Genomic DNA, 11438 nt, shown 5'->3' on the forward strand with positions numbered 1-11438 from the left:
GCTTTCGGGAAACAGGGTGGTCTGGCCGCGATCCACGCCTTCGACAAAGCGTCTCATCGGATCCCCCGAACATGGCTGGGCAATCCTACCACTACCTGCCTTGTCCCGCTGCCTGCGTTTTTACACAACCAGGGTCATGGAGTAACGAACAGCAGATGGAATGAAGGTCTGCTCGCCGCCTCATGAGCAGACCGAAGCGTTTCTTCAGCCTCGTGCCAAATCTTGCCCTCGGGACCACCCAACCTAATTGAAGAACCTATCTCGACAAAGGGATTGCTCATGCAAAGCATTGTATTCGAACGGTTCGGCGACCCGGCCGAGGTGTTGACCCTTGCCGAGCGTGAGCGGCCAGCGCCTGGGCCGGGGCAGGCGTTGCTCCGGATGATCCTATCCCCCATCCACAATCATGACCTGATGACCGTGGCTGGCACCTATGGCATCAAGCCCCCGCTGCCTGCGATCGGCGGTACGGAGGCGCTCGGCGTGGTGGAAAAACTCGGCGCTGGGGTCGAGAACCTCCAAGTCGGTCAGCGCGTGATCGGCGGCGCCCAGCAGACCTGGGCCGACTATTACTTGGTCGATGCAAGGTACGCACGCCCCGTACCCGATGGCATTGATGATGAGACAGCTTGTCAGCTCATCGCCATGCCACTCAGCGCCAAGATGGTGCTGGCCGACCTTGGCCTTCAGCGCGGCGACTGGCTCGTGCAGAACAGTGCCAATGGCGCGGTCGGACGCCTTCTGTCGCGCTTTGGCGCGGAAAAGGGCGTCAACGTGCTCAGCCTTGTTCGGCGTGACGCGGCGGTCGCCGAACTTGCCGCCGCCGGCATCACCAACGTCGTGTCAACCGAGCAGCCCGGCTGGGAAGCGCGCGCCCGCGATCTTGTCGGTGATGGATCGATCCGCGCCGGGCTCGACTCCGTGGGCGGGGACGGCCCCGCGCAACTTGCTTGCCTGGTGGCTGACGGCGGCGAGATCGTCATCTTCGGCGCCCTGAGCGGCCAGCCAATTCGCATCGAGCCGTCTGTCGCGATCTTCCAACAGATCACCATTCGGGGTTTCTGGGGTGCCAAGCCGCGCCTCGCACCCGACGTGATCGGCCGTCTGCTCGAGGAAGTCGTCGCCGAGGCTGCCAGTGGCAAGCTTACGCTCCCGGTCGACGCCGCCTTCCCGCTTGATCGGATCGCCGACGCCGTGCGCGCCAGCACCGAACCCGGTCGCAAGGGCAAGGTTGTCCTACGCGGGCGGTGATCAGGCTTGCAGAAGCAACCAGGAGCCGAGCCTGCGTGCCGATGGACAGCCCTTCAACCCTTTCTTCGCCACCAAATGCCGCCGCCCCAGGCATCGCGCTCAAGGTCCAGATCGTTGTCATCGGCGCTGGTCAGGCTGGGCTCTCGGCGGCCTACCATCTCAAGAGGCTGGGATTAACGCCGCACAAGGATTTCGTGGTGCTCGACCAGTCTCCAGGACCGGGTGGCGCCTGGCAGGACCGCTGGCCTTCGCTGACCCTGAGCACGGTCAATCGCATTCATGACCTGCCGGGGATGCCCTTTTCCGAGGTGATCGGTACGAACAGCCCGGAGGTGCGGGCGAGCGTCGCCGTCCCGGAGTATTTCGCGGCCTACGAGAAGCGGTTTGAACTGCCGGTCTATCGCCCAGTGGCGGTGAAGGTCGTCTGCGACAGGCACGATCACTTCAGGGTCGAGACGGACCGGATCCAGGTCTCCGCACGCGGACTCATCAATGCCACGGGAACCTGGGAGAGCCCCTACGTTCCCGACATACCCGGAGCCGGGCGGTTCACGGGCAGGCAACTGCACATGAAGGATTACCGCACCGCCCAGGAATTCTCGGGCCGGCATGTCATTGTCGTGGGGGCTGGTATCTCGGCGATCCAGTTACTCGATGAGGTCTCGCGCGTCACCACGACCACCTGGGTGACCCGGAGGGAGCCCGAGTTCCGGGATGGTCCGTTCGACGAGAAGGTCGGGCGCGCCGCCGTGGCGATGGTGGAGGACCGGGTGCGCCGCGGCTTGCCGCCCGCGTCCGTTGTCTCGGTCACCGGGATCCCTGGCACTCCCGCCGTCGCGGCGATGCGAGCACGCGGGGTGCTGACCCGGCGCCCCATGTTCAGCGAGATCACGGAGGACGGGGTTCGCTGGTCAGATGGGACCGCGCTCCGCGCCGACGTGATCCTCTGGTGCACCGGCTTTCGCAGTTCCCTCGATCACTTGGCGCCGCTCATGCTGCGTCAGCCTGGAGGAGGCATCGTCATGACCGGACGGCTGGCGACGCAGGTCGCGAAGGACCCGAGGGTGCATCTGGTAGGCTACGGCCCCTCCGCCTCCACCATCGGGGCCAACCGGGCCGGCCGGGCCGCTGCGGAGGAACTCATGGCGTTCCTTGAACTCGGGTGAGGGTGGACCACCAGGAATCCGCCCGCCCCGCGAGGCCGGCAGCCATTTCGCGCACGCGGGAAGGTCTGAATTGGGTCAAACTCGGTAGGAGCAAGAGTTGAACGAAAGTCCGCTCATTCAAGCAGTGCGGAAGTACGGCTAAGGTCAGCCCCGTGCCATTAGCTGCCGTTCCACCGTGGCGCACTCTGGAATGTCAAGCCTCCGACGCGAGACGAACTATACTCAACTCGCATGCAGGAGATTTCAAATCGATGCCCGCCAGCCTTTGTCGTGGCCTGGCGGGCTGTTGTGCTTACATTTCCCTCCCGGTAAGTGACCCTCGGATGGGGGAGCGGATCCAATGAGCCAAGGTCGGGTTGTCCTGTGAGCAACCTGAGCTGAGAGCACCGTATCATGGCTGGCCCAGCCCTTCCCCCACCAGTTGCACAGCCCGCGAGTTCCCCTCTTCTGACCGCCGGCGGTATCGTCCTGGCCATCGGAGGGCTTTACGTCGGGCGAGACATCTTCATCCCTTTTGCCCTCGCCATACTCCTGAGCTTTGCGCTTACGCCTTTGGTTAATTGGCTCCGGCGCCTGAGGCTGCCCCGGATCGCCGCAGTGCTGATTGCCGTCACCATTGCCTTCATCGCCATCGGCGGCATTGGCTTCGTTGTTGGCAGTCAACTTGTCCAACTTGCCAACAACCTACCGTCTTACCAAACGACCATCACCCAGAAGATACGATCCTTGCAGCAGTCGGCGACAGGCGGCGGTGTTATTGAAAGGGTCACCACCACGATCCAGGATCTCGGCAAGGAAATCTCCGGCGAGGGGCGACCCGAGGACAAGCCGGCGCAGGCACCCGGCTCTGCGCTCGGTGGAAGCACACCGCAGGAACCGATCACTGTCAGGCTGGAGCCTCCCGGCAGCCGCCCGCTGGAGATGATCCAGACTATCGTTGGCCCTCTGCTGGCGCCGCTCGCGACCGCCGGCCTGGTCATCATCTTCGTGATTTTCGTGCTGCTCGAGCGGGAGGATCTGCGCGACCGCTTCATCAAGCTTGCCGGAGCAGGTGATCTCCAGAAGAGCACCCAGGCCATCAACGATGCAGCCGCCCGGGTCAGCCGCTATCTCCTGATGCAGCTCCTGGTGAACCTGACCTACGGGGTTCCAATCGGGCTTGCCCTTTACTTCATCGGCGTGCCCAACGCGGTGCTGTGGGGCTTGCTCGCGGCAGTGCTGCGGTTCGTTCCCTATCTGGGTCCCTTTTTGGCAGCCCTCTTCCCCATTGCCCTTTCCATCGCGGTCGATCCCGGCTGGACCATGCTGTTCTGGGTCGTCGGACTATTCCTTCTGGCGGAGCTCGTCAGCAACAATGTCATCGAGCCGTGGCTCTACGGCTCCAGCACGGGCCTGTCGTCGCTCGCCATCATCATGGCGGCGATTTTCTGGACGACCTTGTGGGGTCCCGTCGGGCTGTTCCTGGCGACACCTCTCACAGTCTGCCTGATCGTCATTGGCCGCTACGTGCCGCGTCTCGAGTTTCTAGGCATCCTCCTGGGCAGCGATCCGGTTCTTGCACCGGAAGAGCGTCTCTATCAGCGTCTTCTCGCCGGCAATCTGGAGGAGGCAGTCGAACTGGCCGAGGACTACGTCGACGAGCACTCCTCGCGTGAGTTCTACGACAATGTCGCCATCCCCGCTCTTCGCTTGGCAGAGAACGACCGCCAACTCAGCACCACGGACACCAATTACAGACGTCTCGTTGCCGATACGGCAATCTGTGTCGTCCGGGAGATCGAGGACCACGTTCGGGAAAAGGCAGCCTCCGGCGACCAAGCGAATGCAGGGACCGACAAAGACCACTTGCCGCCTGCCGATGAGGCGCAACAGCCGTCGCTCCTCTGTGTGGCCGGGCGCACGGAGCTTGATCGTGCGGCGGCCGAGATGATGGCGCAGGTGCTCGGGGAACGCGGCATTGGTGCGCGTGTCCTGCCGCCAATCGCCGTTAGCCAAGGGGCCCTGGAGCAGCTCGATCTCCAGGGTGTGGACGTCGTCTGCCTATCCTATCTCCACTCACAGCCGCAGGTGTATGCCCGCTATATCTGCCGTCGCCTCCGGCGCCGGGCACCCCATGTGAAGCTCGCGGTCTGCTGCTGGAACCCAGCGCCGAGTACAGAGCAGACGGATGCGCTCGCGAAACAGATGGCGGCTGATGCGGCATTCAGCTCCCTAGAAGTTTGGACCAACCAAGTGGATGCATGGCTCTCGCGCCCGACTTCCGCGGCGGGACCGTCCCCGATCCGTCCCGCCACGGAGCAAGAGCAGCTTGTTGCGCTGCGCGACCTCGACCTGACCTCCGTGAGCGCACAGCGCTTCGACGAGATCTCCAGGAAAGTCGCCCAAGCCTTTGGTGCGCCGATCGCCCTCGTGTCGCTGGCCGACGAGGTCGCCTATCCCAGAGATGAGACAACCGGTACCCCCGTGAGTCACCAGGCCATCGAGCACTCCGCTCACGGGACGTTAGATGCGTACGTCGTAGCGGCGAACGAGGTGATCGTGTCCGAAGATGTGACCGAGGACCCCCGGTTCGCCGACGATCCGCTTGTTCTGGAGAAGGGCATCCGCTTTTATGCCGGAGCTCCATTGCGGACGTCTTCCGGGTTGGCCGTTGGCTGCCTCTCCGTTATCGACACCAAACCACGCGAATTCCCGGAACCCGACCGCCAACGCCTTCAGGAAATGGCTGACGAGCTGGTGGCTATCCTCGGCCAGGGACAGCCTTCAAGCATGGCCGTATGAAGATCTGCTTCAGTCCCTTTATGGTAGAAGTCAGCTTAGGTCAGCCCGGTGCCAAACTCTGCCCTCACGGAGTTGATCGTCGCCTGAGGACGACTGGAATGCCTCTGGTCGACCGGATGGGCTTACGATCCTAGCTTGGCTGGAAAGCGCACGCCAATCCGCGTCCTGCGCTCGCCCTCGATGGTCAAGGTGCCATTGAGACTGCGGGCCATGCCCTCGATCAGCCGCATGCCCATGGACCCTGGGCGTGGAGTGGCAGGAAGGCCGATGCCGTTATCCTCGATGGACAGAAGCACATCCTCCCCTTCCTGATGCAACCCAACACGAACCGCACCTCGCCGCTTGTCGGGAAAGGCATGCTTGAGAGCGTTGGTGATCGCCTCGCCGGCAATTAGGGCTACGTTGATGGCCCGATCAACATCCAAGGTAATGTCATCCGCGTCGCTCGTGAGTTCGATGCGATGGTCCTCCGGGCTCCGGAGATGGCTGAAGTTCAGGCATAGCTCCGTCAGGTAGCCTGCCATGTCGACTGACTGCACATCGTTGCTGTCCTGCCGGTAGAGAAGCTCGTGAATGCGGGCGAGATGGTCGAGCCGCTGAATGGCGTTCTCTAGCGCTTCCGAAACACCAGGATTGCCCTGGCGTACCATCTGAAGGCGCAGCATCGAAATCGCCATGGCAATGCTGTTCTTGGCCCGGTGATTGACCTCGTGCAGCAGCACGCTCCTTTGACCAAGAAGCTTGTCTTTCTCTCGAACGCTCTCCGTCAGGACACCTTCCAGGGCACGTCGGCGGTCCAGTTCGGTCTGAAGCTCCTGGGTTCGTTCCTTGACCCGGCTCTCCAGCACCTCGTTCAAGCGCCGGGTGCGGCGCTCGGCCCTGACGCGGCGGGTGATGTCCCAGAACGACGCGAAGTGCTGGATCACGCGACCCTGGTCGTCGTGGACAGGGCTGACAAACTGTGCCGCCCAGACCTCCCGGCCGTTCTTGGCCCGAAGTGGGATCTCGAGGTTGAGGGGTTCATCAGCCATCATGGCGGCCCGGATGTGCCGTTCCACCTCAGGATCGGTGTCAGGACCGGATAGAAAGAAGTAGTTCTGGCCCAGGACCTCCTCGCGGGAGTACCCGAAGAGGTCAATGAAGGACTGGTTCACATAGACGATGGGATTGCCGCTCACCGTGGGATCGGTGACCACCATGGGCATGCGGGTGGCTTCGACCGCGGCGACGAACGGGCCGCCGCCCCGCTGAAAGGCATTGACCCGATCTTCGGCTCTTCCCTGATCGGCATCGGTGGATTGTGGGTCAGGCTCCAATTCCTCATGCTCCCGTTTGCCGCCCTGAGAGAACGCCCATAGGCCAAGCTCGTTCATTGTTACCATATGCCTCCGCCGCAGCCGAAGCTCCGCCAGCAGGCACGCTGCGAAGCTTATCGGCTCGTTCAAGGAGATCCTGTCTAGTGCGATCAAGAAGGTCTGGTCGCCGCATTGCCACGAGGGCCAGCGCCTCAGGGTCAACGCGACCAGGTGTATCGCGCCACGGCTGCCGGGTCCCCGGTCAACGATATCCCTGGGAAGATCACGCGGGGTTCCTATCTGCGGCGGTGCGTTCCCCAACACCAAAGCCGGCCGCAGCTCCCGAACGGACCCGCCTTCTTCCAGGGTGCGGCGGATCACTCTCGCCCGACTAAAGGAATGTCTGTTGTGGGTCAAAGTGTAACGTAGAGCGACCCCAATGAAGGTCTGCTCATAGCGAAATTGCGGACCTTTGGCTACCCAGTGCAAACTGCCTCGGTGTTCGCGCGGATTGCGCGAGTTTCTTCTGCGGTTACCCGTGGCGTTACCCGGGAGAAAATAGTGGCAGACTGCAGAGACAAGAAAGCCATAAAACCCTTGCCGGTTAAGGGTTTGATGTGGTGAGCGCGCTGGGACTCGAACCCGGGGCACTCTGATTAAAAGTCAGAAATTCTTCGCTATCGTAGCGGATCGAGCCTGGCCTGCCGCCGCTGGTGCAAGGGTGTTATGGCTCAACTGAGCAGAACTTCCAGGATCTTTTCCACGACCCACCTCATTGGAACACCAGACAAGGATGCAGGGTGAACGCAATGAGCCTCACCGGCGCAGAGAGGAAATGGCTGGGCGCACTGATCCGCTGGGCATCGCTGCCCGACCCGTGCAGGAGGCGCAAGGCGAAAGAGGCGTGGTCATCCATCCCTACCGCGGATATGGATCCCGCTCCGAGGTTTTCCTAATTGGTCGGGTATTCCGGCAATCGAGCCCGCACTTGGAGACCGGACGAGGAGACCTCCGGACTAACTTACGCAATATCGGTCGGCGCATTGCCCGCCGCACGATCCCCAATGCTGTCGTGACAGCCCGGTTCTATGGTGCTGAAGAGACCTTCACCACCGACAAGGACGGCTACTTCCGGATCCATCTCTCCCCTGCCCTGCCGCCCCCGCCCGCCCGTTCATGGCACACCATGGATCTGACGCTGCCGCAGCCCCAGGCGGTTCAGGCGCAGGCTCAGATCTTCATCCCACCCGCCAGTTGCCGGTATGTGGTCATCAGCGACATCGATGACACGGTCATGTACACTGGTGTCGCCAACAAGCTCAGGATTCTGTGGCGCCTGTTCGTCGAGGACGCGCAGAGCCGGGTGGCTTTCCCCGGGGTCGGGGGCGTTGTACCGGGCCTTGCACGCTGGTGCCTCCGGCGACCAGCAGAACCCCATGCTTTATGTCTCACGCGCGCCCTGGGGCATCTACGAGGTGCTGGAGGAGTTCTTCGATCGGCATGGCATCCCCGTTGGCCCAATCCTGTTCCTACGCGAATGGGGTGTCTCCTGGACAAGTCCGCTGCCCCGCAAAGCAGAGGACCACAAGCGCGAGCTGATCCACAACATGCTGGCGCTTTATGGTGAGCTGCCTTTCATTCTCATCGGCGACAGCGGTCAGCACGATCCCGAGATCTACCGTCAGATTGTTGAGGAGCATCCCGGGCGGGTGCTGGCGGTCTACATTCGCAATGTCTCACGTGATCCCAAGAGGACCAGAGAGATTGAGGACCTCGCCAAGGTTGTAGCTGGTGCGGGCAGCAGCCTAGTGCTGGCAGCCGACAGCGTGGCGATGGCCGAGCACGCCGCGAGCCTTAGTCTCGTTTCCCCAGAGACTGTCTCTGAAGTCCGGAACGAGAGAATGGCTGCCGATCCGACTGAGCTTGAGTCGCAGACCTACGGCATTCAAAGGTCTACTCCGACGAGGACAGCAGAGGCTGTAGCGCAGGGTGACTTGCAGGATCTGGTTGAGAGCGGATCCGAGCCGATGCCGCCCAATGTGATTGTCGAGACGCAGGCGCAGGAGCAGCTCAAGGAACTCTGATGGGATGTGAGTGGCTGTTGGCTCAAGAGGTCAACCTCCAGGTTGTTGGAACCTTAGCCGTTCTCAGCAGTCATCTTCATGCAGCGCCTCAACCAGACTGGAACGACACCGGAGGCTATCGATGCGCAGAGCCTTCTCATCCGTGATTGCACTGCTCGGCGGCATCGTCCTAGCCGCTCCAGCTGTCGCCGAGGTGTCGATCGTAGTCGACAAGACGACCCAGCGCATGACCGTGTCCGTCAACGGGCAGCAGCGCTATGCCTGGCCGGTCTCGACGGGCACGGTCGATTACTCCACTCCGGTCGGCACCTTCACGCCGTCACGGCTGTCCAAGGTGCATTACTCCCGGGAGTGGGACAACGCACCGATGCCGCACGCGATCTTCTTCACCGATGCGGGCCATGCCATTCACGGTAGCCGGGCTACGAACCACCTCGGGACCCCAGCCTCGCACGGCTGCGTGCGGCTGGCGCCCAGGCACGCGAGCCTTCTGTTCGATCTCGTGATGGTGGAAGGACCCGGCAACACGCGGGTCGAGATCACCGGAATGGACCCGATCGGCACCGGGCTGGCGGTCGGATCTGGCGCGGGAGGCGACTACAGCCGCCTGACCAGCTTCGACCCGCTGACAGTGGGGATCATGGCCGGCGGTAGCGGGCGTCGCTCTCGACCTGAAATCAGCAGAAATCCGTGAGGCGGCCAGCCCACTATAACAACCAGGCAGTGATGCCGAGCGGGTGCGCCACGCCAGATCGGCAGATACCTGTCCAGCGAGCTTTGGTTGAGGATCTTCTCGGGCATGTCTCACGCCCCTCACCCTCTGTTAGCCCTGCTTCACAACAACTCTCTGTGACTGGGAGCCTCGGTCGGCTGGAGGGGTTTGCTCAACAGTCAGGTTTTCGAGGATGATCACACGATCAGGAACGCTCTCCACCTCACGAGTCTTGTTGCCCCTGGTGATGGCGGCCTGCCGGGGCTGCCAGTTTCGACTGCTCCAGAGCTGAGACTGCTGACGAGAAGGCCGTGTGTGCCGATCGGCAGCTGAACGACGAGGATGTCGAGATGGCAATCCTCTATACCCAGCTCAAGCCGTTGCTTGGCATGGGCGCCCGCGGTGACATGGAGGACAAGCAGGCTGCCTGGCTCAAGCAGCGCGTGGCCTGCGAAGCCGACCGAGCCAGCTTAAGCAAAGCTTATCAGGAGCGCGTCCAGCAGCTGAGAGGCGGCTTTGAAGCTCTCGCTAAGCGTGGTCCAGTCTGACTGCAGTCAATGAGGAGCGCCCTAGCAGGATTGTGCTCATCACCGTCCCGTCACACTTGGCCTGCATGATCGCCTTCGCCGCCCATGAATAGGGAGATCCTCGATGGCCACGCCGCGGGTTACGGAAGAGGAGATCACGGCACGAGCCCAGCAACTGGCCGATGAGCAGGGACCCGGCTGGGCAGTCGTCGCCGGAGAGGAGCAGGTTGGGAAGGACACCGCAGAGCGCCGCTACTGGCGGGAGTTGGCTCTGAAGGAACTTGAGGCCGAGGTGCCGACGATCTCGGGGGTCGAGGCCACGACGCCCAAGATGGTGGGGCTCGATTAATCTTGGCGATCTCGCCAAGTGAATAAGCTCTACACGATACCCCAGGCGCGGTAGCGGGTTCGTNTCGACGGCTTTCGGGGTGACCTTCAGCAGTTTGGCCGCGAGCGGCCCCGTCACCAGCGGGCGCGACAGGAACAGCTCGACCAGCCCCGGCAGCTTCGAGTTGCTGCGGCACTCCCTGGTCACCCGGCTCATCAGCTCGCGGGCGAGGATGAGCCGGTCGAGATCCTTGTGGGCGAGGCTCAGCGCCTCCTCCAGCACGTGGCAGAACCCCGCCAGCTTCTCCCGCGCCCCTTCCCGGCCCCGCGGCCGGAACCTAGATTGCTTGAACCCGGCCGCCAGCGGCAGCAGGTGGTTGGTCAGGCCGCGGGCGCGCAGGATGGCGGCGGCCATGATCAGGCCGAGCCAGGGCAGGCGGGTGTAGAGGTTGAGATCGAGCCACGCGTTCCACGCCACAGATGCGGCCGCGATGGCCGGCCAGCCGCTGGTGCGTTTGACCACCTCGAGCCACAGGTCTTCCGCCTCGGCCTCATCCTGATCCGGATCGTAGACCAGATGCGAGCGGCTCTTGCGCAGCGGGGTCTCGCCGGCGAGCACCTGGTTGGTGCGGTCGAGCAGAGCATCGATCTCGGCAAAATGCGCCTTCCACGGATCGGCATCGTTGGCATAGAGCGGATACGCCTCCTCATCGTCCGGGTTCGGCTTCTTGCCCTTGGAGCGGAGGCTCGCGTCCTCGGCCACACCGCCGATGCCCCTCAGGGCGGCGAGGCCGTCGATGGAGAGCGGCCACGGCGCCTTCCTGGCCGTGGCGGTGCGCCGCGCGCGCAGGNGTCTCGCCGGCGAGCACCTGGTTGGTGCGGTCGAGCAGAGCATCGATCTCGGCAAAATGCGCCTTCCACGGATCGGCATCGTTGGCATAGAGCGGATACGCCTCCTCATCGTCCGGGCTCGGCTTCTGGCCCTTGGAGCGGAGGCTCGCGTCCTCGGCCACACCGCCGATGCCCCTCAGGGCGGCGAGGCCGTCGATGGAGAGCGGCCACGGCGCCTTCCTGGCCGTGGCGGTGCGCCGCGCGCGCAGGGCGGCCGCGGCGCGGGTGAGCTCATGGGTGGGATGGCGCACATCCATGCCGGCATCGTGCAGCACCAAGTCTCCGACATCGACGAGATGGCCATCGAGGATCAGGGCGCGCACCGCCTCGGTCATGTCGCAGCGCGACTGCCACCCGGCGGCGAGACCCGAGGCCTCGAGCCGGGCGTCAAACCGGAGAATGCG

8 protein-coding genes and 1 pseudogene are annotated in these 11438 nt (G+C 63.2%); 7 read left to right on the forward strand and 2 right to left on the reverse strand.

Translation table 11 applies throughout. The annotated features are described in order from the left end of the window. The first annotated feature begins 279 nt into the window (after positions 1 to 279). The 3 genes from KHP60_RS24125 (at position 280) to KHP60_RS24135 (ending at position 5198) form a co-directional block, all read left to right on the forward strand. Positions 280 to 1251 carry a zinc-binding dehydrogenase gene (locus tag KHP60_RS24125; RefSeq protein ID WP_213566820.1) on the forward strand — a complete coding sequence of 324 codons (972 nt, stop codon included), beginning with the start codon at positions 280 to 282 and terminating at the stop codon, positions 1249 to 1251. Between the two features lie 41 nt (positions 1252 to 1292). After that, positions 1293 to 2417 carry an NAD(P)-binding domain-containing protein gene (locus KHP60_RS24130; RefSeq protein WP_213566821.1) on the forward strand — a complete coding sequence of 375 codons (1125 nt, stop codon included), beginning with the start codon at positions 1293 to 1295 and terminating at the stop codon, positions 2415 to 2417. 393 nt (positions 2418 to 2810) lie between these two features. Further along, a complete protein-coding gene (locus KHP60_RS24135; protein WP_213566822.1) occupies positions 2811 to 5198 on the forward strand; it encodes an AI-2E family transporter in 2388 nt (795 codons plus the stop codon). Positions 5199 to 5320: 122 nt separating this feature from the next. Here the strand turns inward: KHP60_RS24135 and KHP60_RS24140 are convergent, their stop codons facing one another. Continuing rightward, entirely contained in the window at positions 5321 to 6571 is a 1251-nt protein-coding gene (locus KHP60_RS24140) for a sensor histidine kinase (RefSeq protein ID WP_213566823.1), read from the reverse strand. A gap of 1108 nt (positions 6572 to 7679) precedes the next feature. Here KHP60_RS24140 and KHP60_RS25765 point away from each other — a divergent pair. From KHP60_RS25765 to KHP60_RS24155, 4 genes and pseudogenes are all read left to right on the forward strand, one after another. Then, positions 7680 to 7808 (forward strand): annotated as a pseudogene (locus tag KHP60_RS25765) (hypothetical protein); the annotation flags it as partial. Next, positions 7777 to 8577, forward strand: coding sequence for an App1 family protein (locus KHP60_RS25770; protein ID WP_311925327.1), 801 nt, complete (start codon positions 7777 to 7779; stop codon positions 8575 to 8577). The pseudogene KHP60_RS25765 and the gene KHP60_RS25770, both read left to right, overlap by 32 nt. A 121-nt stretch (positions 8578 to 8698) precedes the next feature. Continuing rightward, positions 8699 to 9271, forward strand: a complete 573-nt coding sequence (locus KHP60_RS24150; RefSeq protein WP_213566824.1) for a L,D-transpeptidase — start codon at positions 8699 to 8701, stop codon at positions 9269 to 9271. 329 nt (positions 9272 to 9600) lie between these two features. Further along, positions 9601 to 9837, forward strand: coding sequence for a lysozyme inhibitor LprI family protein (locus KHP60_RS24155; RefSeq protein ID WP_213566825.1), 237 nt, complete (start codon positions 9601 to 9603; stop codon positions 9835 to 9837). Here KHP60_RS24155 and KHP60_RS25370 read toward each other — a convergent pair. Then, complete coding sequence (locus KHP60_RS25370) at positions 9818 to 10906, reverse strand: DUF1612 domain-containing protein (RefSeq protein WP_311925328.1); 1089 nt, start codon at positions 10904 to 10906, stop codon at positions 9818 to 9820. The two genes, KHP60_RS24155 and KHP60_RS25370, sit on opposite strands and share 20 nt — an antisense overlap. Positions 10907 to 11438: the final 532 nt, after the last annotated feature.

The sequence above is a fragment of the Microvirga sp. 3-52 genome (assembly GCF_018383585.1).
In the GTDB taxonomy this organism is placed as follows: domain Bacteria; phylum Pseudomonadota; class Alphaproteobacteria; order Rhizobiales; family Beijerinckiaceae; genus Microvirga.

Coding starts and splice junctions, on each gene's coding strand:
- KHP60_RS24125 (WP_213566820.1), top strand. CDS start 280: ATGCAAAGCATTGTATTCGAACGGTTCGGCGACCCGGCCGAGGTGTTG.
- KHP60_RS24130 (WP_213566821.1), top strand. CDS start 1,293: ATGGACAGCCCTTCAACCCTTTCTTCGCCACCAAATGCCGCCGCCCCA.
- KHP60_RS24135 (WP_213566822.1), top strand. CDS start 2,811: ATGGCTGGCCCAGCCCTTCCCCCACCAGTTGCACAGCCCGCGAGTTCC.
- KHP60_RS24140 (WP_213566823.1), bottom strand. CDS start 6,571: ATGAACGAGCTTGGCCTATGGGCGTTCTCTCAGGGCGGCAAACGGGAG.
- KHP60_RS25770 (WP_311925327.1), top strand. CDS start 7,777: ATGACACGGTCATGTACACTGGTGTCGCCAACAAGCTCAGGATTCTGT.
- KHP60_RS24150 (WP_213566824.1), top strand. CDS start 8,699: ATGCGCAGAGCCTTCTCATCCGTGATTGCACTGCTCGGCGGCATCGTC.